Below are 26,949 nucleotides of genomic sequence, written 5' to 3'. Positions count from 1 at the left end.
TGCCGCCTTGTCTCTTGTCCCTCCAGATATAGCGATAGATGCTCATGTGACTAATACCACCATGAACGCCGGCTATTTGTTCAGGACTCCAGCTGTCTTTTAGCTTGTCTGTGACCCAATCCCATACATCAGCAATAATAGTGACGGCGTTGTTTGATCGTCTGTCACAAGCCTTGTTATTAGCATTCTTTGCTCGGTAACCGCGCAGGCCTTTATTACGCCTTAGCTCTCTTGATATGGTGCTGGGACTTCTGTTTAACGCCCTCGCTATAAATTTAATACTATGTTTTGCCCCTTTAAGGGCATAAATCTGGTATCGTTCACCTAGGCTTAGATGTGTATAGTTCATGGTTGCAATCTCACTTTGGTCGGTGGATAAAAACTTTGATGCTAGCGCATCTAGGTCTTTTTTTCACCTCACATTTGGTATTGCACTTCATGTGTTAATCTAAGATGTATAAAAAAAGAGCCTATTTACATAGGCTCTATCTAGCTTAATCATCTTTAAATTAAAGTCTAAGGTACACGTCAAAAAGGTTAAGTATACAATATTAGGTATAATAATTTAAAAGTCAATTAAAAAAATATACTTATGTCAAGTAAATACAATTAAATATAAAAAAGTTTCAAATAATGCGTTTTAGCTAGAATTATCCCTGTAAATACAACTTTTAGATAGCCAATAAATACTCTATGGTTGTTCAACCTCTGCCATCAAATCCGTACAGTTGAACTTGAGATATTTTAGTTAGGTGGTCTGACGATTAAAAAACCGAAGACCATGTTAATCATGATCTTCGATTTTCATTTAATTAGCTGAAGTGTGTGGAGAAAGTATTGTAGTTATCAGCCTTTACGAATTTAGCTGGGTTTTCTAAATCTATACCATTGCTATCTTTGCTCAAAGCCTTGAAATGTTCAATACCACAATCAATCTTGGCCTTCTCAGCTGCTCTCAAATCATCAGAAAAAATGCTTGATTTGGTTTCAACCACAAAGTATAGCTGCTCACCCATCTCATCATCTTTATCAATCAGTACAGCCCAGTCAGGGTTATAACTACCTAATGGCGTATCAATCTTAAACCAAGCAGGTAGTTTAGTATAAAGTTTAACTTCTGCTGATTGCTCAAGCTTCTCAGCAAACTCAAACTCAGTATTAGAATCACAAACGATGTAATCATAAACTGACTTGTGTGCTTCAACCATATTTTTTAGATAACCTGTTAGCTCTTCTTCTTGAAACAGTTCTTGAGCATAATAATTATCATCACCAATGCGCTGATACGTGATACCATCAACAATCGCTAAACGCATTTGTTTACGAATGACTTCCGCACACTGTTGAATAAATAGCTGAGGATTCTTCTTAAATGCTTCGAGCTTATCACCTAGACCAAGTAGTATATGAATTATCGTTGAACGTGTTAGATTCGTTTGAGACTCTAAGTAGGTTACAATATCAGGAAGCTTAAAACTTACCTCTAGCACACCTTGTTTGTCTTGAACTTTATTACCCTCTAAATCTAAATCAGAGACGAGAAGTCCGGATTCAGCAATTTCAACTCTTCGTTTTTTCGACTCATATTTAACACTAGAAACAACAACGGAAGCTCTGATCTCTTTAATACACTTCTCTACAAGCTCACTAACGCTAAAATTCACTCTATAGGTGGTTTTGTACTTGATGCGATCCCAAAGGGCTTTAAAATCATCACCTAATACGACCTGCTTACCTTCTTTCTCCTTAAGCTTAGCAGTCTTTTTCTCCTCATGCTTCTTGATACTTAAACCTCTTGCAACTTTAGTTAAGGTAGCAAGAATAGCTTCGGCATACTCTGTTGCACTTTCTGGTAGAATGACTGTATTATCAGCTAAATCGATTTTCAGAGAATCTTGTATTTTACCTTTATTATTGATGTAGCCCTGATTTTCAAGATGCAGATAGATCTCTTCTGATTTTTTTGCGCCAAGAAATTCTTTACTATTATATTCATTGGATATCAAAATATTGGCGAACTGATGCTTTTCTATTACGCCAAATTTAATACCCTCTTCTTCTTCAATTTCTTTTTGGAGCGTTGCTACAAATTGCTCGTAAGACTCATTTGCCATAATTGTTAACGTGTTTACTTCAAAACCGTAAGGCACCCGTTCACCCGACTGATCTATAGCTAGACGCAAACCACGACCAATCTCCTGACGTTTTTTCATCACAGACTTAGTCTCATTTAAAGTACATATCTGAAATACATTTGGATTATCCCATCCTTCTTTTAGAGCAGAGTGACTAAAGATAAAGCGTAGCTTCTCATCCATTGAGAGTAACTTTTCTTTATCTTTCATAATGAGATTATAAGCTGATTCATCAGCAACCGTTTTACCACCTTCACCTTTTGCTGAAAGCTTAGACTCTGTAAACAACGGATTTCCTAGAGCATCTTTCTTTTTGTCTTGCGCAAAATAACCATTATGAACAGCGCTTGCCAACTCTTTGAGAGCTTGTTCATTGATAATAGGCTTTCCAGTATTATCCTTATCCCATACTGAAGGATATAAAATACGATACTTTGGCTTTCTAAGCTGTTTTATAAACTCTTCTTCAAACCAACTGGCAAACTTACCTTGTACAGGTTCACCGTCTTTAGTGTACCCACGGTAATTCGCTACTTTATCAATAAAGAATAGACTAAGAACTTTAATTCCTTTTTGGCTAAGAATTTTAGAGTGATCCATTTGATCAACTCCAGTGGTAATTTTTTGATAGAATCTCAGTTCTTTTTCTAGATGTTCTTTTACTGTTTCTGATACTTGTAGTCGTTTGTAGGTGTCTTGATCAACTTCACCAATAGCCTGATTGATTTCTATGATGTCATCGCGACTAGTAAAATCAATATACTCGCTGCCTTCCTCGCAATAAATATCGTTGATCACATAACCTTCATAAAGATCCCGTCCACCAGAAACCTCGAATAAGTCGGTGCCGGCTTTTACTGTAATAGATTTACGAGGCTGCAATTTACCTGTTTTGGTCTGAGCATCAATTTCAATTTTTGCAGTGATTGCCGACTTCTTGTTATCAACACTAAGAAGCTTAATATAGGCTTGATTATGATTGTTTTGAATATTAAGATCAAAAACTTCAATTTGTTTTACAAGCTTGCGTTCATATGCATCAATTGAGTCAAGCTTATAAAGCATATTCAAGTTTTCAGTTAACGTAGCTGAGTAGCGAAATGTACATAACGGATTTAAGCTGGCAATCGCTTTTTTACGGTTGACTGTAGAAGCTACTGATTGAGGCTCGTCAATAATTACTATCGGGTTTGTCGCTTGGATAAACTCAATTGGTTTCATGCCATTAAGTCGATCATCTGTACGGTGGATCAGGTTAGCAGTTGATTCTTTTTCAGGGTCGACAAATGATTTACTGAAAGCGTCAATATTAATGACCATAATTTGAATATAATCATTAGTAGCGAAATTCCTTACCTGATCTCGCTTTGATGAATCATAGACAAAATAATCATACTGAATATTTTTATATTCTTTTCTAAAATGCTCCTCTGTAATTTGAAGAGACTTATATACACCTTCCTTAATAGCCACCGAAGGAACAACAATAATAAACTTACTCAAGCCATAACGCTCATATAGCTCAAATACACTACGCAAATAAACGTAAGTCTTACCTGTGCCTGTCTCCATATCAATAGTAAAATCGAGGCTAGGAAGCGCTTGTTTGGTTGTTTCTGTTTGAGCCAACCCATTCAATAGCTGAACATTGCGAGTATTCTCATAAAGCTCTTCTGGTAGAAGACTAAGTGCATTAGCGACACCAATATCATTATTCTTCGCAAATAAACCTAACTGTTCATTACTGAGAGCACTACTTGCAACAGAGAAGTTTGATTGAAAGGTTTCTTGGCCTTCAAACACACCCACAACCGCGCTAATTGCATCTTTTTGATGAGAAAGGTCAGGATCAAACTTTATTTTCATTTCAGACATGACTTATCCTTTAAATACTTTTAACATCATTAATACCAGCTTGCTTTAATATCTGAATAGCGTTGGTTTTTACATTACTATCAGCAAATCCAGCATCTTTAAATACTATCTGCGTTGTCTCTGAATCCAGCTCAACTTTTAGCTTGGCAATACCTTCAACTACTTCACTTGTGATGCCATCGTCTAAACACACAATCAATGCGCCAGCACCAACAACAAAGACTTGCTTACCATTAATGACCTCTGTTTCTACTGGGACTGTAAGCTCAATACCATATTTGAGCAGAATCTCATAAAGTACATCTTCATTACTACGATTAGGCTTAATAGATTCAATTGACTGTCTCAGAATCTCCTCTAAATTTTCTGCATCAGCGTCCCATAAACAAATATTTGTTTCATCTAATCGGAAGAACTTTATACCTAATCCATTGTAAAGATTATTAGCCCTGCGAATTCTTTCTTTTGTCAACTCAGAAAGATAAAAGGGCTTATCATTTTTAGAGCAAAAATCAATAGCCTCTTTATGATTTTTATTCTCTCTAATTAGCGGTTCAGGTAATTGAACTGTAATACATCTAATTTTTGGATTAAACTGCACAGCAGCTTGGAATGTAGTCCCTGACCCAGCAAAAAAGTCTAGAACGATATCACCATCTTTACAGCCTGCTATACTCATTAAATTTTCAATTAGCTTAGTTGGCTTAGGGTTGCTAAAAGTATTTTTGATACCGTCCATCATTTCGGTTAGTTCTTCATTCCCCTGTTGATTATGTCCAAACAGCTCATGACTAAACCAATTAGTTGCACATTGCCCCTCTTCTTCTCTTTCAAATTTATAATATTTTTTTCTTGGTGCTCCTGCTCCATTTTTGGGAAAGTACATTCTTCCTTCTTCTAAATGGTTCATATAAGTTTTTTTATCACCCATCCACTCTTCGCTTAATACTACTCCATTTGGAAGAGTAATAGAATATCTTGAACCACCCTGATCACTTCCTACTTTCCATGGTTTAGATGCCCAGTCACCTAAAGGATCGTTGTCTGGATTGCTAAAAGAGCCTGTTAAGGGCATCTTTCCCACACCATAATCCTTTAAATAACTCTTATCTTTTGAGTATACTAAAATATGTTCTCCAACTAGTCCTAGCATTTTAGTTTTATCATTAGGTTGATTATGTCTTCTTCGCCAATGTACATGACCTTGCAAGTTTTCTTCACCAAATATTTCATCACAGACTAGTCTCAAATTACCAACTTCAGCATCACCTATAGAAATAAATATCACTCCATCATTTCTTAAAAGATTTTTGGCTACTCTTAATCTTGGATACATCATACTTAACCAGTTTGAGTGATACCTACCAGATAGGTCGGAATTAGTGTTTTGCCTCTTTCCTTTAGAATCTAGTTGACCAGTAAATTCTAAATAATTTTTAATATTATCTCTAAAGTTATCTTTATAAACGAAATCTTTACCAGTGTTGTATGGTGGATCTATGTAAATCATTTTTATTTTATTGTGATAAGATTTTTGTAATATCTTAAGTACTTCTAAGTTATCACCATCAATATGTATATTTTCAGCACTATTCCAATTAATGCTTTGACATTCTAGTGGTCTTAACGTTCCCGTCGTTAAAGCTTGAGCAAGACTCTTAGCATTTTCTTTTCCATACCATGTAAAATCAAACCTTCTTTCAGACATCTCATCTTTTAAACCTATAATAGACTTTAGAATATTTATATCTACCTGACCATCACGTATGACCTCAGGAAAGATATTGATTAACTTATCAATATTCTGATTCTCGACATTTAAACTTTTTGACAAAGAATCCTCTTTACCAATTATTTTGATAGAATTTTCCATAATAAGTCCTTAATATATATTCAGTAGCTGAAATAGTTGATTCTGAAGCGAGATTTTATTTGTATAGAATTCTTTATCTACTTTCCCAACTTCACATATAACTTGAATTTTAATATCTTGATGGTTTGGACCCCATACTATAAAAAATATTGGAACGTTTAGCTTGCCTTTTAATACATCCAAAACTTTGAATCTTCTCCAATCTTCTTGACTATATTTCCCTATATATTCATTACTAATAGGACTGTTTAGGTTGTGAGTTTTATACTCTAAAATAGCTTTAGGTTTATCATGCAGAAAAAGTATACCGTCAACATCACCTGGCCAAGGATTTTTCTCACCTTCTGTTTCATTAACTAAGCTGCATTCAAGATATGTTGAAGCAGATTTTAATGGTTTAGATTTTTTAAAAGAAAACCCTCTCATATCCTTCAGTAATAAACTAAAGCCCAATAGGCTTATCTTTTCATAATCTCTAAATACACTATTAGTTATATCTTCAAATAAATATAAGCATTTATCATTTCCATTAAAGCCTTGGATGCTTGTATTAGGATAACCGTAGGGTATCAATAGTAGATTTACAGGAGACCTCAAATCTTCTGAAACTGTTTTCAACAAATGCCATCTTTTATTTTGAGTATATCTATTAACTATGTCATCTATTTTCATCCCATCGCTATATATAAATTCAGCCTTTAGGAATAGAGCAGGAATTGAATTAAACTTATCCACTACAAAACCATGAATAGTAATAACATCTAATCCAAGAGAGTTACTCCTTAACCAATCGTTAGGAGACTCTCCTACAGGCGGATATTTAACTGTTTGATTAGGACATACTACTGGCAATAAACTCTTAACAAATCGCATTCGATATTTCCTAAGTTATTTCCTATTGATGTGAGCTATTAGTCTCACTTCAGCTTGAAGAGAATAGCAATCATTTTACTTTATATTTCGAGCCGCCTACTTTTCTCTCAAATTATTAACCATTTCTTGATTGTGATAATATTTTTGTCAAGTTGCTAGTTTACCAATCTTACTTATACCTTCTCTTCAGCATAGCCCATAGCGACAACTAAGCTTACATTAAAGTGAACGCATATTAATTCAACTCACTTCTTATAGTAGAAATTTCTTGCTTTATCTTTTTTGCCTCTACATTAAGATGTAACTTGATATTCATTTGCGTTTCTTTTTTTAACTTACTTCTGATACTAGCTAGTTCTGCCTCCAACCCTTCTAATTTCTGAAGTAAAGCTGTTTTATCTTCGTTACTCTTCTCAGAAAAATCCGAGCTAGCTAACTTTGTATTTTGTTCAATATTTAGTTGCGCTTCAGGCTTACGATCACTTTGAGATATTGAAGAGTTCTTTGATTTGTATATCCCAGAAATCCTACTGGCCTTTAACCCTATTAGCATTGAGATAATATCTTGATAGAGCTCAAAATAATTAAGACTTGAGACGTTCACCAAAGAGAAGTCATTAAGAAAATCGTTTTCGTTAGCACTCAGTTTTTCTGGATGCAACCAATCGCTGTTATAAATATGCTCAATGACCAGCTTGGTTTTATCAGCTTGGTTAATCCGCTTGTCAGCCAAGCTAATTGCTAAATCATCCTGCAGCTCAACCAACAAAACTACTGGATAAGGAATTAAGGTATGCAATAGCTTGGTTATATTTGTGAGTCTGTCTTTGTGCTTCTTACCAGCTTTTAGCACAACACGTATTACCGCTACTTCTAGGTATTCAACTGTATCAGTCACATACATAGAAATATTAACTGTGTCTGGCTTCAGGGTATTGCGCCATTCTATAGATTGAATAACATCCGTGACTAATTTTTTATCATGACTACTAAGCTCATTGTTATCTATAAGCATTTTTTTAGTGATGCGCGTACCGAGGAATGTAGACTCAGGAAGCTTTAAGTGGTCACATACCTTGTCTATTAAATCAACACGAACTTTAGAATGATTTTTTTCTGCAGGAGCAGCTCGAAAATCTATATATTCCATCATAGGACAACCATATAGCTTATCACTTCAAAGTCATTCACGTTTTGAGTGCTAGATGCTGATAAGACAGTTCCACCTCTATTAAATAGGCTTATGGCACCAATCTCTTCACTTTTACCAGCAATATTTTCCACTGCTTTCGCTAAAAGATTTTGATAATGTTTCATCTGTTTACCGTTTTTAGTTCTGCTAGCAAACTCTTGATAAGCTGGGCTAGACTGGCTAACCTCGGTTAGCTCTGACCCTAGCTTTTTACATAGATCAAGAATGTTCTTGGACTGGGTAAAGGAAAGTAAGACCTCTTCTTCATCAGAGACATAAACAAGATAGTAAGGTGCTAGCGAGTAGCTGTCTTCAACTTGCACTTTACCTTTGATATCTTTTAGACAGAAAATAACACCTGATTCAACCTCATCCTGTAATCCTGCAAACTGGCTTGATTCTGATTTAAATGCTTCTTTAGATATAATCACAGGAGCGAATAAACCAATTGGAGTTTGCTCTAGCAAGCTAGTATTATCTTGCTCATTATTACTAATAAATCCTGTCAAATCCATTCTAAAGTCATTGAGAGTGAGATCCGTGATCGATACACCACCAGATATTTCCTCAAGGTCTACGACGGCATTCTGAAGCTGCTCAAGCTGCTTTCTGCGATACTCAAGGTCATTCATCCCTTTATTGATTTTGGGGTCTTGCTCAATTATATTTTCTTCACCTGTTGCTGAAATATCAAGCAAGACCATTCGACCACTAACTCTAGCTTCAAGATTAATATACTCATCTAATTCCATGTTTGGCCAAAAGTTAACCAGCTGAATGACATCATTGGTTGAACCCAAACGATCAATACGTCCAAAGCGCTGAATGATACGAACTGGATTCCAATGGATATCATAGTTGATAAGATAATCACAGTCTTGAAGGTTCTGACCTTCTGAAATACAATCAGTAGCGATTAAAATATCAATCTCTTCTTCAAACTCAGGGAATACTTTGTCACGTTCTTTCGATTTAGGTGAGAAGTGAGTAAGAAGGCTGTTCAAGTCTGTTTTGAACTTCTTACCATCAGTTCCACGTAAAGTCGTCTCTGTACGTTGCCCTGTAATGATTGCTGAATGGAGACCTAGCTCTTGCTTGGCCCATGGAGAAATATTTTTATATAGGTGTTCCGCTGTATCAGCAAATGCTGTAAAAATGATTACTTTTTTATTATTCTCGTTTATCGGGTTTTTACATTTATCAGAATAATTACTTTTTAGCATCGCTAGCTTCGCATCTCGTGCTGCATCTATACTTTTGGATACACGTAAGATTTCTTGAAGAAAAACACTATCCGCTTCTAAATCTTGAGTAAATCTAATTAAATCTACATCCTGAATTCGAACCTTTGTTTTATTTCCAATTAGGTATGGGGCTAACTCTGGAGACTCAAATTCGAGGTCGTCAATTTCTTCAATTGATGGAGCCATAAACTCTTCTGTCTGCTCATTCATCAGGTTGGAGTCAAAATTCTCTATTTTTTCTAGCAACACATTCACTTGCGTCAGTAACTTTTCTAGCGTTAATGTGAACGAGTGAATTGAGCTCTCCATGCGCTTTAATAAATTAATACGGATAAGATGAATTAAGCTTTCTTCACGATCAATCTGCTTAAATACACTTTTTCCGCCCTTAACCTCTTGGTCATACCTTCGAGCGTATTCAGCTTTTTTATCTACTCTGACGTACTTTATTGGTGAGTAGAACGCTAAAGATAGCCTACGGATATTTTTATTTACTTCTTCTAAAGGTGGGAACTGATCCTTTAGGTCTATTGAAGCCTTAAGGTTGATTGGTAGCAGACGTGTAGGGAATTTCCCCATGTCTGAGGTTCCATAATACTTTTCAATATGTTTGCGAGAACGAGCAATAGTATAAATATCAAGCAACTTAAAATAATCAAAGTTCATTGAATCAAGCAAATCTTTTGAAGTACGCTCATCAGGATCTTGTTCTGCCCACTTTGAAAACCTTGTTTGAGCTTGCTTTAAAGTTCCTTCAATACTGCTAATGCCATGATCTAGCAAAGCATGGTCATTTGCTTCTGTAATAAAAGCCACTTGGTTTTTCATATCATTCAAGCGGTTATTTACTGGTGTAGCAGAAAGCATCAGTACTTTCGTTTTTACACCAGCTTGAATGATATCCTCAAGTAACCTTTGATAGCGATTACGCCCATCTTTTTTAGGATTATTATTCCTAAAATTATGCGACTCATCGATTACAACGAGGTCATAGTTACCCCAATTAATAGTTTCAAGATTTATATCTCCTGAGAACCCAGTGGTACGACTCATGTCCGTATGGTTTAGCACATCATAATTAAAACGGTCGCTTGCAAGTAAGTTACGCTTATCGTTCTGTGTATAGATCAACCAATTATCACGCAATTTTTTTGGACAGAGAACTAAGACCTTATCATTACGAAGCTCATAGTACTTAATTACAGCAAGCGCCTCGAATGTTTTACCCAAGCCTACACTATCAGCAATAATACATCCGTTAAAATGTTCCAGCTTGTTGATTGCACCTAATACGCCATCCTTTTGAAACTTATAGAGCTTATTCCAAACGATAGTATCTTTAAAACCTGTTTTGACTTTTAAAATTTTATCTTCTTGCAACTCACCAATAAAGCCTTTAAAGATACTGTATAAAGTAATGAAATAGATAAATTGCGGTGTTTGATCCGAGGTTAGCTTTGCTAATTCTGCTTGATAAAGCTCTTTAGCTTCTTTGACTTGCGCTTTGCTACTCCAAACTCGATTAAAGAAAGCAAGCAACTCTTTGGCTTGATCAGCACTAGCAAGGGTTATCATATCAAAACCCTTAGATTCAGTTAGACCCAAACCTTGACCGTTAAATTGAGCCCCGTTGATAGCAACCGATTCAGATATTGAATCTACATGTATAACATGCTGATGAACTGCACCAATCTGTTGCACCAGTCGAATTGATGCTTTTTCTTTTAACCAATGTGCAAAATCTTGAGCTATTACCTTTTGTTTTAGCTGATTACGAAACTTATTTTCTAGCGCTGTACCATTCAACGCACCAAATGGAGACTCAGTATCTGATGAGCTTAAATAATCAAACCCTTTGGCTTGAGAAAAAAGCAGTCGAGCTGAATCAACTTTATCAAGTGATTCTTTTAAATGTTCGTATGCGTATATAGAGAAGAGGCCTGTCATTACTGCAAGCTTGTCATTATCTTGAATCGAGCTAATAAGAGTATCGGATACTTTTTCTACTACGTTATCTATTAGCATATTGATTAGATACCTTTTTCTTTAAATTTAGTTTCTTATCTAGTAGCGTGTCTAGCTCAACTAGGTGAACCAAGCTGTTATTAATTACTCTAACTGACCATCAGAATCTATCCGTATATAGTTTGAACCGCCCCGGATATATTAGAGGCTATTTATTTAAGTTGGACCGCTAAAGCTTACGGTGCTGATAACCGCATCATTGAACGAATTGAAGCAATACAAAGCAGTCATACCATCCAAGTGTCAACGACTTCAGGCTACAGCACAGATATTTCGGCAAAGCGCTCTATAGAGCACGGCAGCTGATTGAGAGCTTCTTTGCCAAGCTTAAGTAGTACCGTATGATTGCTACTCGCTCTGATAAGTTAGCCAGTCATTTCTTCTGTTGTTTGGCTTAATTGATGTCACGTCCCAGTCTTCCCTAATTAGTAATTTGGTTTAGAAAACTTCTCTTTTACGCTTACTTGCTTGAATATCTACTATCGCTTGTGTTGTTCTCAATCTAAAGTTTTTTGACTATAGCAATTTAATTCTGTTTCGCTGGAAGAGGTTGATTAAGTATAGACAAATCTACATTTGGCATCATGGAAAGATTATATTGCCACCTTCGGTACTGCTCTACCCATAGCCTTTCTTTTGCTTTAAACTCTTCTTCTAAATGATGAATTTGGTTTCTTAGCTCAGCATTTTCGTTGATAAGTATATCAATAGTCACATCACCCATTGTTTCAATGACCTGTGACTTTACCTCTTTAAGCGTTTGCTTACGTCTATTAAATGCCTGTTTGACCTCAGGGTAGCCCATTAGAGTAAACTTAGAGACAGAATCTTTCCCTAAAGCAGAAGCAACTCGGACAGCGAACTTATCCCATGTCAGCTTGCCTGACCATTTCTTCAATATGTCTTCAACTAAATCCAATTCCTTTTCGCTTATAAGTTTTGGCTTCATAACCCACCCTCTAAAATCGCTAGAAAGTTAGACTCTGTTGTGAGAGTAATCTTTTCACTCAAGGTTGAGTTATCTGTGACCTCTGTAGAATATCCAAGCTCGTTTAGTGCTATTCGCGTTAAGCTCACATCTAGAGCTTCTGGAACACGGATAATAAGCCCTTCAGGATAGTCATCATTATCTAAATATGTTAACAGAGTCTTAATTATTGCAAGTTTTTTACTTTGATAAATGACCCAGCTACTAGCACCTGAATAGTCGTTATTATCAGCTTCTACTGCTCTATTAAGCTCATGTTTGACAACCTGCTCTAATTCTAATAATCGCTCTTTTGTATTCGGCATACCTTTAATGCAAGAGTGCTCTTTACACGTTACACATTCACCTGCTTTTGAACATGGTGACATAGTCCAATCATGCTCGCAGTATCCAAACCCAGAAGCTTGAACTACACCATATCGATCTTTATGACCTAGCATTTCAAAAGTAATAGGTACATTAACCTTTACAGCTTGTAGAGCTTTAGTCCCGTCGTGAGCCTCTAGGCCAAGACTAATTAGTTTTCTTGACTCCTTTGCCAATTCCTCCATAGGACGTAAATCATAAGCTCTGTTGTCTTGAATACGGCTACGTCCTGCAAACATTGCTAAGTCTAATGACTCCATCTCGCCACGTTCAGCCATTGTAGACAACCACACTCGAATTTGATGCGAAGTAATTACTAAGTTGTCTCCGTTTTGTTCCTTTAATCCCACAGATGTAAACAAAGACTGAACTATTGTGCCATTTTTTCTTTTATGAATACTGCCTAAAGCAACATTTAGTTGATTTATAGTAGGAGCAGTAAAACTATAGCCTTTAGATTGAAACTCGCTATGAAGCTCGTTGTCTCTAACAAGGCATAACATGTCTGATACAGGCTTATTAATTTCTGAAAGATTAGGAAACTTAGGAAAAGACTTTTTATAATTTCCCACAGTATAAGCAGCTAAATCTCGATAGGTAATACAGTCCTTTGTTTCAAAAAGATTTTGAATCCACTTTTGCTTGTAGTAATTCAAGAAAGCACTTCTTTCTATAGATTCAGCAGAATCATTCGGTATATTGTCCTGTGAAAGCCCCATAGCCGCTGCAAACTCTAGAATAGTCAGTGGAGCATCTTCGCGATGATCTCCTGCGGTAATGCAGCCATCATGTCGATAGAACTCATTAGGATGCTTGATTGACCACTGTGCAGCTCTTCTAGCAGGCTCTCCAATGTCAATTAGCCTTTGCACCGCCTCTCTCACCGTTGGCTCAATTAGAGGGTGTACAGGCTTCGGTATAAATCCACCACCTTTAGCAGCGACCCAACGAATATTTAAAATAGTATGCTCTTCTTTGACGACTTTACCCGAAGCATCAACCACCTCCTTAAATGCTGTTGTTTCAAATAAACAATCTGTAGTCAGAAAATGTAGCTCTCCACCTCTGCTTGGAGCAGCCATCAATAATACAGCTTGAGATGAATAAAATTGCTCATAAGGCGTTCTAGCTAACCGAAAAGCATCAGCTAAACAACTAATCTGGTGACTAGTTAATAATCTATTTTCTTGCCAAGCTCTATCTTCGTGAGAAGTTCCTGTAGCCTTTTCATTTGGTCGTTTCCAAGGGTTTTTCCATATTGGTATCGTTAAGTTTATTTTATACTCTTGAATATCACTCAATAAACTTTCAAGCACTTGACCAGCACGATATAATGTACCTGAAGATAGACGATTTTCTAAGCTCTCAGTAGTTTTTCGTAGTGTTATACCATTGAAATCAAGAATATCAGCGCTTTCATTAGTTTCGACTAGCATTTCATAAACAGTTTTCAGCACAACCATATAATTTGCAGGATTTCTTTCTTTCCATGTTTGCAAGTCTCTCATGTATGCTTTCGCAAAATCTCTAAAAGGTTGTAGCATTAACTCCCCAGTCTTATTACATTGAGATTTTAGTCCAGTAAAATGCATAGATGAGCTACTACCATTTTTATATATAACCTTCCAGTTGTCGCTATTGAAGCCACCTTGATCCTCATAAATACTCAAGTTACTCTTGGCTCTCTCAATAAAATCAAGAAGGTTTTTTTTGCACTCAACTTCATGCTTTGGCGTAAAAGGTATAACCTGTGTCATATCAAAGCACCTCCTCTAGCTTGATTTTATCGCATGCATTCATAATAGCTTTGACATGGGCTAGTTGAAGATTAAACGATTGTAAAATCAAATCGCTAGCTCCCATAGCTTGCTTATGTTCAATTTCTTCCATTAGATCCAGTAACACATCTTCCCAAGGAGCGTCTAATAATGGTTGAAACTGACTGCATAAAAGACAGGCTTTCAAGCCACTGTTACAGGCAGGAGAGCCTCCACAGTTACCTACCTGATTGTTTGAAGATTGGAAGACACGGCTATTAGGATCATTACCTCTTAATGCTTGAGCTTCGGAATAAATAAGACGCCCTTCAAATTTTGCAGATAACAACTCCATTGCATCATTCATCTTGTCAAAAATTCTCAGTGCTAACTCACCTGTATGCTGAGTATATACACTCAGTTGCTGAGTATCTGAATGATCAAGCAAGTAGGCTAGCTGTACACCTGTAATACCATTCCTAACAAGATTGGTCGCTCTAGTTCGCCTACATCTTATAGGTGTAAAGTGAATGTAGTCGCCTGTACGCTCAGAAATAGCATCACATTTACGGGATATTCGTCTATCCATATAATGAACGTCAATTGCAGATAGATGTAAGTAATCAGGAGTATTTACAATAACGTCTTTATAGTCGCTTACTTTCATTTCTCGCAATGAATCGCGATTCAAAAAAATAGGTAACTGTTCAATATCGTTATCGTCAAGTCTAGGCAATTTAGAAGAAACAAAGGATTTAACCTCATTAACTTGATTTACTACAATCAAATATAAGTCTTCAGTAATAGTTAAAGACCTGCATTCAGAACGGAATTTACCACCTCTTTGTTTCGCTCTTGGGATATTAATAGAATATATATTTCTATTATTGACCACTTTATGAGTAACGTCACATATTCTTAACGCTCTGATTTGGCTTGGTCTTCTAGCTGTTGCATATATAAAATAGAGCCATGTAAACTCCTCTAAAGACAAGATTTTCTCTTGAAAAGCGTTACCCGCCCATATTAATAATGATTGCTGTTCAGTGAGCGTATAAGCGCCCGTATGAGGACATTGATGTAAAACAGCTTTACCTTTTACATTTCCCTTTAAGACTAGCCGATCAAGTGTATCTGATATATCACTATTAACCCCTGGATGTTTCCACTCAACCCAATTTCTCAGTAATGAGCGAATCGTTCCCAACTTATACTCATTTTCAGAGTCTAAAGTTGATTTATACTTCAAAATTAGCTCTGAGCTAATTTTGCCACCTGTGTAGATGTTGGGATCTAACAAATATTGCTTGAAATAATGCCAACAATTTTGAGTATGCTTTGCGGAGACCTCTTCAGCCATCCGTGCAGTAGTAAGCTTAAATCCTTGTAGAACACTACCTGAAACATTTCCTACATTACCCCAATTAATACTGTACGAATTATCCAGTTTCCAAACAACATCTTGAAAATTTGATTCATAGCCTGATTTAGATCTAATAATAAAGGAGTCTGACCTCTCAAGATCTTCTACATAATTATTTAATACTTCAGCGGTGTTCATCTCAGTTAATCATCCTTAGGGTTAATAAGAAAATCCATCTTTTGCATTTCTTGCAATAATAGTGATTCAGCCTGTTTTTTAGTATGCCTCAAGTTGTAAATACTCGAAGAACTTTCATTTTTATGACCCATAAGATACATTCTATTTTCAAGTTCTTTCTTTTCTGAGATGACATCATGTAACCGCCCTTCTTCTCTTGCCTTCTCATTGTTCTTATCAATACTAATCGATAGCCGATTGTTAAAATCATGCCTAAAACCATGCCTAGTTATTCTCTTTGCACCTTTAAATCCATACTTTTTGATGAAGTCAGCTAAATTTTCATCCTCTGCAACTTTTTCAACAATTTTTGAAAACTGTATAAGAGAAATAGGATTTCCAGAACTTGTCCCTTTATGAGATACGAATAAGAAACTATGCTTATTTGCATTACTAATAAGCGGACGTTCTTGAATAACGTATGATCTAATCTCTTCAGATAGTTCAGATGTTATAGGGATATCGCGCTCAAGAGTTTTAGCATTAGGCTCAATTGACCTATAAGTATCCTCAAGGTCATCATGTCTACGACGAATTTCGATTAGGTCTTGAGAGAACTTAATATCAGTTATTTTTAGCTGAAGGATCTCTCCACTTCTCAGACCAGTTTCATACAGCAATCTGAATAAGAGGTAGTTCCGATTTTTGACTAACTCGGTAAAAGGATTCTTGTGGTTGAGTGGCCTTACCAATTCCATAACCTCAAAAAACACTTCTGGAGGTGGGCCTTTAGCATCAGGATCAAACGTTGTTCTACGACTACCACCTTTAGGCTTTTTACTTAAAAGCCACTCTTTAGTTTCTTTAATGATTGCAACATAGCTTGAGAAACTTTTTTTGCTCCTGAGAAGATTATTTGCTAAGAACTCGAAATATTCAGCAACCACTTTAATTCTTTGATTTTGTTGGGCAACGGATACAGTTGCTAATGGTGCTTTAGATGTAGGCTTCTTGAATTGAATTACCTTATTATTCGAATCATTTAGCTTTCGAGCAGTCTTTGTTTGAAGCTTACAATGCTCAGCAATTGATTGAACTTCAGAATGTGAGAAAAACTGAATATTATTACTATTTTTATTTTTTGATGCTGTAATTATCCTATCAGACAAACGAACTTTTATTTTCGCTTCCCAAAGACTGAAATGGTACAAGTGATTAATATAGGCTCTTTGAGTTGAGTGTGTATAAGATCGTACAACAGTAGTCATGAACAACGTTATCCAAAAGTCGGGAATACCATTCTCATCAACAAGAAGAGAAAACCTTTCACCACTTGTCTCAATAAACTCTTTTCTCTTTAAGACTAACATCAGGCTACTACTCTAAGTAAATACAATAAATAATATTATACAAAGTTATCAAATCCAAATACAATATATTTTTGATATAAAAATAGCTCAATGATATTATTATCAATGAGCTACATAGTTATAAATACAACATCTTGTTATTGTATAAGTTAAAACGGAATATCATCATCTACAGGACCATCAGGCATCGCTGTTGGCTTTGACTGTGCTGGTGCTTGAGCTGGCTTATTAAATTGATTCTGCTGCGCTGGTGCACCTTGGTTGTTAAAACCGTTTTGCCCACCTTGTTGCGCCATACCACCAGCTTGATTATAGCCACCCTGCTGATTGTTTGCTTGCTGACCAGAGTTATTTTGACCACCCTGATTGCCATAGCCTTGGTTTTGACCACCTTGGTTATTATTCCCAAAACCACCACCATCATTACTACCACCAGATGCGCCATCTAGCATTTGCATTTGCTCAGCACGAATCTCGGTAATATAACGATCTTGTCCATTGGGATCTTGATATTTACGGGTGCGCAGGCTACCTTCGATATAGACTTTGCTGCCTTTACGCAGATACTGTGCAGCGATTTCACCTAAACGATTAAACAATGAAATACGATGCCATTCAGTTGCTTCTCTTTTTTCGCCGCTCTGCTTGTCTGTCCACTGTTCTGATGTCGCAACCGAAATATTGGTTACGCTGCCACCGTTACTAAATTGACGTGCCTCAGGGTCTGCACCGAGGTTACCGATGATGATAACTTTATTAACACCGCGCATAATACCGTCCTTTTACTTATGAATAATTTAATTACGAGCTTTAATCGAGTATTTAATATGACACATTGATTCTAGCAGTAATATGGTTTTACTTTAACTATTTTTTTTCTAAATATCTAGAGGGCTTTGTGCCAGATGCGACAGCTCTTGTCGCGACACATCAGTCAACTGCGTTTTATCTAATTTTAAATAAGCCACTTGTTCTTTTGCCATGACCACCAATTCATCGACGCCTTCTACTGCCAGCATCTGCCGTGACCAGTCCTGTATATTGATGTTTTTAGGAATCGTCACAGTAGTACTTGATAAATACGGTGGATCGGCAATCGGAATAATAAGCAGCAGGGCGATACCCATGATGACAGCCAATATGCCCCACGCCAGCAGGTTTGGCTGCGTTAATAATAAACCACCCATTGCCCCGCCGACAAATGCGCCAAAGAATTGGCTCGATGAATTCAGTCCCATGGCGGTGGCTTTATTGGCGACTGGCGCGCGTTTAGATATCCATGATGGAATCGTTGCCTCAAGTAAGTTAAAGCCCATAAAGTACAGCAGTAAGCCTAATATAATGCCGACGCCGACCTGACTACCTAACGCCAACAATGCTAAGGCAGCGGTCATCAAGGCAATCGCTCCTAAGAAAACTTGGCGCATTTTACGTTTCTTTTCAGCGATGATAATAAAGGGTATCGCCACGGCAAAGCCAATAAACAACAGTGGTAAATACACCAAACCTTGCTGGCGTACTGACAATCCCATCACTTCATTGAGCTGATGCGGCAAAATGACAAATATCGCGGTCATGGTCAAATGTAGGGCAAAGATACCGATGTGCAAACGGTTTAAGTCACCAATTTTTAGCACGCTAGCCAATTGCTGGCCAATCGACTTATTATCTAGATTATGCTTGAGTACTCGTAGCGGTGTGGGTACGACCAGTAATAATAACATGGCCAAAACGGCAAAACCTGAGGTCAGCCAAAACAGCCCAGAGATACCCAGTGAACCAACCAATAAAGGTCCAAAGGCAAAAGCAAGCATGATCGAGGTGGCAATGGTTAAGCCCATCGTCGCCATCGCTTTGGTGCGCATCTCTTCGCGCGTGACATCGGCTAGTAAGGCCATTAATACCGCAGAGACTGCGCCACTGCCTGCCAGCGCCCGACCAATGATGACCTCATAAATATCCGTCGCATTGGCAGCGATGATACCGCCAACGGCAAATAAGATAAGCCCTAAGAATATAATCGGTTTACGCGGAAATTTATCGGCTGCTAGGCTCATTGGTATCTGAAAGATAGCCTGCCCTAGCCCATAAATACCGACCGCCAAACCAATCAGAAACGGCGTCGCATGCGCATAATTAGCACCATACACAGAAAACACTGGCACAATCATAAACAAACCAATCATCCGCAAGGCAAAAATACCACCTACCCCGAGGATTGCCCGTTTTTCTACGCTATTCATACTTGCCTCACTGGTTCATCATTACTGTTTATCACTGTTGCAATATTTATTTATAGTCGATACGCTTCAAAAGTGTTATAGCGCTACTGGGATGAATTTTGCGCAGCCTCTGTCGGCGTAGGCACAGCACGCAAGTAAAATTCATCCCAGTAGCGTATTTAAACTTATATAACATTTTTATTTCAGCTGACTATATCATTACTGCTCTGTTTGGATCATTACGGCGCTATCGAAGCTTCAGCCTACAATTAAGCCCCCTAGTATAAGACATTCGCCGTTTGCTTGCCGAAACTTTTATCTTACTGCTTCAGCGTCATATCTGACACCAGCTCACGCTACCGGCTTTAGCCAATAATTTTGTTACCAAGTGCATCTTCTGCAGCATTGTACCTTGAATAATGCCGCTATCATGACAATAAAGTAAAGCGTTGCACAGGTTATTGACTTAAAAATCTTAAGATAAAGTTATTTTATAGAATGGTGTTTATAAGATGACAGAAATTAGCTCAAGCTATAACCAGCCACTCATATTAGTGAACCCCTTAGATTAGATTATCTTTACCAATTTCAAGTATTAAACCTAATATTTCATATAAACCGTTATTAATATTGCTGTGTGAAAATACTTTATGAAAACGGCACATTTTTTATAAAGCAATATTAATTTAAAAAACAGCTATTTTAATGATCAGCTATCTTTTGTAGCCAAACCTCAGTCTAAAACAAAGCTTTAGTCAATATTTATCAACCTTTTAAATTTCAAACATTTGGTTTTATAGTCTATTCAAAATAACTTGGATACAAAGAAGACGAGTAAAAGTACTACTAGTAGATTAATCGAGGCTGACACCGTATCCGCTTTATATAGAATTTGACTATATACACTTTATCAAATAGGAAACCTATCACCGATGGCACACGACCATATTGCAATACGCGGCGCACGTACACACAATCTAAAAAACATCGACTTAGATATTCCACGAGATAAATTTGTGGTGATTACGGGTTTATCAGGCTCTGGTAAATCCTCATTGGCATTTGATACGCTTTACGCAGAAGGGCAACGTCGTTATGTCGAGAGCTTGTCGGCATACGCACGCCAATTCCTCTCACAGATGGAGAAGCCTGACGTCGATAGTATCGAGGGTTTATCGCCAGCGATTGCTATCGAGCAAAAATCGACCAACCATAACCCGCGTTCAACCGTCGGTACGATTACCGAGATTTATGACTATCTGCGTCTGCTCTATGCGCGTATCGGTACGCCCTATTGCCCAGAGCACGGCGAGCCAATGGTAGCGCAGTCGGTCACCGAAATGGTCGATCAAGTTATGGCGTTGCCAGATGACACCAAGCTTATGATTTTAGCGCCGGTCATTCGTGAGCGTAAAGGCGAGCACACGGTATTGCTTGAGCAATTGATTGGCCAAGGGTTTGTGCGTGTGCGCGTCGATGGTGATGTTTATGATACCGACGAGCTACCGACACTCGATAAAAAGAAAAAGCATACCATCGAAGTAGTAGTCGATCGCTTTAAAGTCCGTGATGACTTGGGCAATCGCGTTGCAGAAAGTTTAGAAACTGCCCTACGTTTAGGTCAGGGTCTGGTCACGCTACACTTCATGGACGGCAATCCAAAAGAAGGCGGCGATGCCAATCAAGTGATGTCAGCGAAGCACTCATGCCCCGTCTGTGATCGCGCGGTCTCTGAGCTTGAGCCACGTATGTTTAGTTTTAACAATCCATATGGTGCTTGCCCAAGTTGTGATGGTCTCGGTAAACGTCAGTATTTTTCTGCTGAAAAGCTGATTACTCATCATGAAAAATCGCTCAATCAAGGAGCGATTAATGGCTGGGATAAGCGTCATGCGTATTACTTCGGTTTGCTCTCTACTGTTTGTAATCATTTTAAAATCGATATGGATGCACCGTGGCAAGAGCTGCCAAAAACGCAGCAAGATATCATCATGCATGGTTCTGGTAAAGAAAAACTGAGCTTTAACTTTACTGATGAGCGCGGCCGTAAAACCAATAAAACCGTGCCATTTGAAGGGGTGCTACCGTACTTAGAACGCCGTTATGCCAAGACTCAAAGCAACCTTGTCCGTGACGAGCTGGCGAAATATCTGGCGGATACCACTTGTAACGTCTGTGATGGCGCGCGTCTGAATGAAATCTCGCGCAATGTCCGTGTTGACAACCAAACCATCGCTGAAATCGTTAAGCTGTCTATCGGTGATGCGGCTGATTATTATCAAACTCTTAAAATCGGTGGTCATAAAGGTGAAGTGGCTGAAAAAATCTTCAAAGAGATTAATGAGCGTCTAAATTTCTTGGTCAGTGTTGGTCTTGACTACCTTAATCTTGCTCGCTCTGCTGAAACCTTGTCAGGCGGTGAAGCGCAGCGTATTCGTCTTGCCAGCCAAATTGGCGCTGGTCTCATGGGCGTGATGTATGTGCTTGATGAACCATCGATTGGCCTGCATCAGCGCGACAATGATCGCTTGCTAAAAACTCTCACGCGCTTACGTGATTTGGGCAATACCGTGCTGGTTGTGGAACACGATGAAGACGCCATTCGCCAAGCGGATCACGTCATCGATATCGGTGTCGGCGCGGGTGTGCATGGTGGCCACGTCATCGCCCAAGGCACGGTCGATGAGATTATGGCAACTAAAGGGTCGCTCACCGGACAATATATGTCTGGTAAGAAAAAAATCGAGATTCCAACCATTCGCCATAAAGCCAAAACCATCGATATGGAAGTCAAAGGTAAAGCTAAGCCCAAACAAGTACCAATGTCGATTGAGCTAAAAGGCGCGTCAGGTAACAACCTAAAAGATGTGGATTTGAGCTTACCGGTCGGTATCATGACTTGTATCACTGGTGTTTCTGGCTCTGGTAAATCAACTTTGATTAACCGTACCTTGATGCCTATCGCTGCTACGCAATTGAATAACGCCTCAACGCTTATTGCCGATAAACATGACAGCATCAGCGGTCTGGAGCATTTGGATAAAATGGTCGATATCGATCAAAGCCCGATTGGTCGTACACCGCGCTCAAACCCAGCGACTTATACGGGCGTGTTTACACCAGTGCGTGAAATGTTTGCACAGACGCAAGAAGCACGTGCCCGTGGTTATAAACCTGGTCGCTTTAGCTTTAACGTTAAAGGCGGTCGCTGTGAGATGTGCCAAGGTGATGGCCTGATCAAAGTTGAGATGCACTTTTTGCCCGACATGTATGTGCCGTGTGATACTTGTGAAGGCAAGCGCTATAACCGCGAGACTTTAGAGATTCACTATAAAGGCAAGAGCATTGCTGACGTACTCGATATGACCGTAGAAGATGCCACAGAGTTCTTCTCAGCTATCCCAGCGATTTATCGTCGTTTGCAAGCATTGATGGATGTTGGTCTTGGCTATATCCGCTTGGGTCAGTCTGCACCAACGTTATCAGGTGGTGAAGCGCAGCGGGTGAAACTGGCGCGTGAGCTTGCCAAACGTGATACTGGACAGACGCTGTATATCTTAGATGAGCCGACCACTGGTTTGCATTTCCATGATATCAATAAGCTGCTTAATATCCTGCATGCGCTACGCGATAAAGGTAATACCATCGTAGTCATTGAGCATAATCTTGACGTTATAAAAACTGCCGACTGGGTGATTGATTTAGGTCCTGAAGGCGGTAAAGGTGGTGGCATGATTATCGCTGAAGGCACACCTGAGGAAGTCGCGGAAGTCAAAGGCTCATATACGGGTGAGTTCTTGAAACCGATGCTTAAGCAAGCGATGAAAGAAGTGAGTTAATACAAATTAGTGAATAATTGATAAAAGGCTACTCTTTAAGGAGTGGCCTTTTTTGTTGGGTTGAGTTTGGTTGTTGTAGCCAATCCCGCTTTTGTCATTATTTACTGTAGACGTAAGATGCACTTCATCCTTTAAGGGAGAAATATTTTTTAATACTTGTTGTACGAGACGAACTCTATTCATTTAAATGATCACTTCCGATACGTGACCAAAAATTCAACTGATATTTGTTGACTTTTATGCTTAACTAAGTTTAATTTCTTAATAATAAACCTTGTTTGCAAACAAGGTTTTAGAATAATAATTTTAGGACAGTATTATGGCAGCTTATATCACAGTGGGCGCAACCACCACTCTTGGTGGCAAAGTAATCACTGGTTCACCATATACCACGCATAATGGTGTTCAAGTCTCGCGTAAAGGCGATAAGGTCATTTGTAAGAAGTGCAAAAAGCTCACTACTATTCTCAATCAATAAGACTATCTTTCTTTAACAATAATCTACCTTATATTAATAATGGTTGACGTAAGATAAAATTAAACCAACCGCCTTTAAATATTTCTTCGCAAAAAAAAGGTAAGTCGTTTGACTTACCTTTTTTGTTAGTATTTACTGATTTAATAGCATTTACTGAATTATTTACGTTTAATGGTTCTAGTAGTAGTGGCGTTAGTATTTGCATTAGTGGTTGCGTTAGTAGGCGCTTTAGCAGCCGTTTGATAAACTGGCATAACTTCAGGTAAGAGTGCCTGAATTTTAGCGATACGCTGCCCAGAGTTTGGATGCGTAGACATCAAAGTGACTATGGCGTTGCTACGACCGTTTGCAGCCTCCATTTTTTCCCACACTGAAACTGCAGACTCTGGATTGTAGCCTGCCTGCGCCATCAGACGTAAACCACCAGCATCGGCTTGTGATTCTTGACTACGAGAAAATGGCTTATCAAGTCCGTAGTCACTAATCAAACCCAACGCCTCATCATTTAACCCTGTTTTTGCCTGTAGTTGCGCACCACCTAACTGCAGCGCTAAGCCAGTCAGAACTTTTTGTCCAGCATCTTTTTTACTGTGCTCAGATAACGCATGGGTCATTTCGTGTCCCATAATTGCAGCGATTTCTGCATCTGTTAACTTTAACTTTTCTACAATACCGGTATAAAAAGCCATTTTACCACCAGGCATTGCCCAAGCATTTAATTCAGGTGAACGTATAACAGTGACCTGCCAATCAAAAGGGACGCCTGTTGTATTAGCGCTAACGGCGTAGGGCTTCATACGATTAAAGACTCTTTTAACTCGAATGGCGGTGGCAGACGCATTATCTACTGCGCCTTGACTATTCGCGGTAGAAACCACTTGAGAGTAACTTTTAGCTGCATCGGTATTTAATGTAGCAGTATCATAGCCTGCAAAATCGGCTACAGTAGTACAACCCGCCAAAGTAGTAATGGTAGTCAGCAATAAAGCATTTTTTATTTTATTAACAGTTTTCATTAAACGTCCTAGTTGAGAAATACAGTCAAGTTAAATGGCTAAATTAGAGGTTATGAAGTTATAAGTTTAGAACGTTACTATCTAAATTTATATCTTGTACGACCCTGATTGATAGCAATATATATAATTGAGGATGTAACTGAAATGTAAGTAATGTTTCTGAATCGCCGAAAGAGATTATCATAGCGAAAAATAAAAGTCTATCATTTAAATAAACTATAGTTCGTTTTTCTAGAATCATAATCTTTACTTAACTCACATTTGAAGCATACAACTTTATTTTTTTAATTAGAGTCGCTGCGAAAGGAGCATCCTGCAATAAAGCCCACCTATATGAACTCCCTTTCTACATTCATTATCCGCGCGTCTACCGTACGTTCTATCTTCGCCTCGATTTGATTACACTGCGACTCAACCTCGCGTTTAGATAGCCCGACGATCACAAACGTCCACTCGCTCGCATCATGCCGATCACGCTCGCCGCTCTCACATACCGCGACGCTTGGCGTATTGCCAAAGCGTGCATGTAAGCCGCCCATACGTTGGCGTTTTTCTTTTAATGAGCTACAACCAGGTAGAGAAAAAGTCAGAGTTAGGATGCCGATATGCATTTTATCTTCCTTAATGAGGTTTTTTAATACAGTCAGGTCAATATAAGAAGTTAAAGTCATCGTAGACCAGCACGCTGTGCTCGCCATAAGGGATACTAACGATATTGGCGCTGATCTTTTCGCCCAGCTGACGCGCTTGATTGTTCTCAAGTTCATATTTTATATCAAGGATAGCTGGCTGGCTGATTAGGGTTTGCTTGGTTTTTGCGTCAATAATATTTATGACGCTACTTGAGTCACTATCGTCATTATTTGTTGTTTTAATAACCGCATGATAGTCGTTAGAAAAATCTTGAATTTGATAAGTTTTTGCCAAGGCTGGATAAGATAAAAGCAGCAATACAAGCAGTCCCAGAAATAGGATAGCCGTCTTACCTGCCTTTTTGGAGAAAAAATAAATATTCATATAAATATCCTTAGCGCCTTAAACAAGTAAAAAAGATACCAATTCACATTAGCATCTTTTTATAAGCAATATCTGTCATTACCCCTTACATTATTTAATCAGTCGAATATTAAAGGGGACTCTAAAGTCTTTACCAGCAGAGCTTTTGACCGCACCCATGATACAAAATACAGGGTGTACAAAGGGATACAAGAATAAGAACATCATCGGTAACAATGCCAAGGGTGACCAAATAAAAGCGAGGATAAAGCCCACTATCATCACTGCAATCCACAGCACAATATAAGTGATGAAAAAGGTAATACACCAATTCAACGCTTCTTTAGCTTGCGACTGAACGTAAGGATCGTCCTTTTTTGTCAGCATGATAACGAGCGGCGGGATAAAACCAAAAAACAGACACCCTAGCCAATTTAACAGGGCGATATTTGTAGAGTCCTGTTGAGTGTTCGTTGCTTGTATAGCCGTGCTGTTAAGGTTTTCTTGAGCGTTAGCAGTGTTATTGCCAGTATCTTTGTTGATATTCACGTGAGGTTGTTGCGTGCTATTAGGCATGTCTAAATATATTCCTTTATAAGATTAGCTTAAATATCGAGTTGTGATTCTAATTACCCAGCACCCACTCATCATTGACTTTATAAACACGAAAGCTACCTTTATTCATTCGGCTATTACCGTTTATACTTTGCGTCACTTCAGCGGTACACATATAGATATTTTCGCCATCAGTGGTATCACAGTTGATATTATCAACGCTTTCAAGCTTTGGCATCATGCCTTCCATCATGCCACTCATAGCCTGTACCATTTCATCGTTGCCGGCACCCGCCACCACATCATCCATTGCGCTATCCATTTGCTCATACTGCGCTTCGATTAGTCCCTCGACAGTGCTATCAGAAGGGCCACTAGAGCAGGCCGCAAATAGTGGGGTTAATAATAGGACTAATGCCAATTTATTTAAGTTTTTCACGTTACCTTCTATGTATCTATAATGTTACTTGAACTATACAGATTTATTGCTCAAAACCCAACTTAATTTCAAGATATTTGTCTGTTTATACTTAAAATTTTATTATTAACTTAGGGCGTGTCATCAATTAGCATAGATATTTCAGAATAAGCTATACTTAGATCGT

At 38.2% G+C, this 26,949-nt stretch carries 19 protein-coding genes; 2 read left to right on the top strand and 17 right to left on the bottom strand.

The window, feature by feature from the left end; all coding sequences use genetic code 11:
* The 12 genes from EI162_RS07905 to EI162_RS07850 form a co-directional block, all read right to left on the bottom strand.
* Positions 1–349, bottom strand: a 349-nt coding sequence (locus EI162_RS07905) for a helix-turn-helix domain-containing protein (protein ID WP_192523833.1), incomplete at its 3' end; no start/stop codon positions are given.
* Positions 350–812: 463 nt separating this feature from the next.
* Entirely contained in the window at positions 813–4,010 is a 3,198-nt protein-coding gene (locus EI162_RS07900) for a type III restriction-modification system endonuclease (protein WP_192523832.1), read from the bottom strand.
* A gap of 10 nt (positions 4,011–4,020) precedes the next feature.
* Complete coding sequence (locus EI162_RS07895; protein ID WP_192523831.1) at positions 4,021–5,883, bottom strand: site-specific DNA-methyltransferase; 1,863 nt, start codon at positions 5,881–5,883, stop codon at positions 4,021–4,023.
* A gap of 9 nt (positions 5,884–5,892) precedes the next feature.
* Entirely contained in the window at positions 5,893–6,756 is an 864-nt protein-coding gene (locus EI162_RS07890; RefSeq protein ID WP_192523830.1) for a hypothetical protein, read from the bottom strand.
* A gap of 235 nt (positions 6,757–6,991) precedes the next feature.
* Complete coding sequence (locus EI162_RS07885; RefSeq protein ID WP_225735262.1) at positions 6,992–7,909, bottom strand: DUF4391 domain-containing protein; 918 nt, start codon at positions 7,907–7,909, stop codon at positions 6,992–6,994.
* On the bottom strand, positions 7,906–11,217 hold the full coding sequence (locus EI162_RS07880; protein WP_192523829.1) for a helicase-related protein: 3,312 nt from the start codon (positions 11,215–11,217) through the stop codon (positions 7,906–7,908). Before EI162_RS07880 ends, EI162_RS07885 begins: the two co-directional genes overlap by 4 nt.
* A gap of 526 nt (positions 11,218–11,743) precedes the next feature.
* A complete protein-coding gene (locus EI162_RS07875) occupies positions 11,744–12,166 on the bottom strand; it encodes a hypothetical protein (RefSeq protein ID WP_192523828.1) in 423 nt (140 codons plus the stop codon).
* Positions 12,163–14,328: a hypothetical protein gene (locus EI162_RS07870; protein ID WP_225735263.1), complete on the bottom strand. Its 2,166-nt coding sequence runs from the start codon at positions 14,326–14,328 to the stop codon at positions 12,163–12,165. The genes EI162_RS07875 and EI162_RS07870 overlap by 4 nt, the downstream gene beginning before the upstream one ends.
* A gap of 1 nt (position 14,329) precedes the next feature.
* Complete coding sequence (locus tag EI162_RS07865; protein WP_192523827.1) at positions 14,330–15,889, bottom strand: site-specific integrase; 1,560 nt, start codon at positions 15,887–15,889, stop codon at positions 14,330–14,332.
* A gap of 5 nt (positions 15,890–15,894) precedes the next feature.
* A complete protein-coding gene (locus EI162_RS07860) occupies positions 15,895–17,238 on the bottom strand; it encodes a site-specific integrase (protein ID WP_192523826.1) in 1,344 nt (447 codons plus the stop codon).
* Between the two features lie 149 nt (positions 17,239–17,387).
* Complete coding sequence (ssb, locus tag EI162_RS07855; RefSeq protein ID WP_192523825.1) at positions 17,388–18,008, bottom strand: single-stranded DNA-binding protein; 621 nt, start codon at positions 18,006–18,008, stop codon at positions 17,388–17,390.
* A 108-nt stretch (positions 18,009–18,116) separates the two neighbouring features.
* The gene (locus EI162_RS07850; RefSeq protein WP_192523824.1) at positions 18,117–19,481 is read right to left on the bottom strand and encodes an MFS transporter; all 1,365 of its coding nucleotides are present in this window, start codon (positions 19,479–19,481) and stop codon (positions 18,117–18,119) included.
* Between the two features lie 911 nt (positions 19,482–20,392).
* Between EI162_RS07850 and uvrA the strand changes: the two genes are divergently transcribed.
* Both uvrA and EI162_RS07840 read left to right on the top strand, forming a co-directional pair.
* Positions 20,393–23,299: an excinuclease ABC subunit UvrA gene (uvrA, locus tag EI162_RS07845; protein ID WP_192523823.1), complete on the top strand. Its 2,907-nt coding sequence runs from the start codon at positions 20,393–20,395 to the stop codon at positions 23,297–23,299.
* Between the two features lie 319 nt (positions 23,300–23,618).
* On the top strand, positions 23,619–23,777 hold the full coding sequence (locus EI162_RS07840) for a PAAR domain-containing protein (protein ID WP_192523822.1): 159 nt from the start codon (positions 23,619–23,621) through the stop codon (positions 23,775–23,777).
* A 158-nt stretch (positions 23,778–23,935) separates the two neighbouring features.
* On the opposite strand, the gene EI162_RS07835 is transcribed toward EI162_RS07840, so the two are convergent.
* The 5 genes from EI162_RS07835 to EI162_RS07815 all read right to left on the bottom strand — a co-directional run bounded on the left by EI162_RS07835 (position 23,936) and on the right by EI162_RS07815 (position 26,783).
* Positions 23,936–24,793 (bottom strand): M48 family metallopeptidase, encoded by an 858-nt coding sequence (locus tag EI162_RS07835; protein ID WP_192523821.1) that lies wholly within the window; start codon positions 24,791–24,793, stop codon positions 23,936–23,938.
* Between the two features lie 329 nt (positions 24,794–25,122).
* Positions 25,123–25,404 (bottom strand): DUF503 domain-containing protein, encoded by a 282-nt coding sequence (locus EI162_RS07830; RefSeq protein WP_192523820.1) that lies wholly within the window; start codon positions 25,402–25,404, stop codon positions 25,123–25,125.
* A 37-nt stretch (positions 25,405–25,441) separates the two neighbouring features.
* On the bottom strand, positions 25,442–25,810 hold the full coding sequence (locus tag EI162_RS07825) for a hypothetical protein (protein ID WP_192523819.1): 369 nt from the start codon (positions 25,808–25,810) through the stop codon (positions 25,442–25,444).
* A 90-nt stretch (positions 25,811–25,900) separates the two neighbouring features.
* Positions 25,901–26,365, bottom strand: coding sequence for a DUF4870 domain-containing protein (locus EI162_RS07820; protein WP_192523818.1), 465 nt, complete (start codon positions 26,363–26,365; stop codon positions 25,901–25,903).
* A gap of 49 nt (positions 26,366–26,414) precedes the next feature.
* Entirely contained in the window at positions 26,415–26,783 is a 369-nt protein-coding gene (locus tag EI162_RS07815; RefSeq protein WP_318779303.1) for a hypothetical protein, read from the bottom strand.
* Positions 26,784–26,949 lie beyond the last annotated feature (166 nt).

The sequence above is a fragment of the Psychrobacter sp. FME6 genome (assembly GCF_014861365.1).
GTDB lineage: Bacteria > Pseudomonadota > Gammaproteobacteria > Pseudomonadales > Moraxellaceae > Psychrobacter.
The sequence above is the reverse complement of the archived record's forward strand: the minus strand, read 5'-3'. Positions and strand labels throughout refer to the sequence as shown.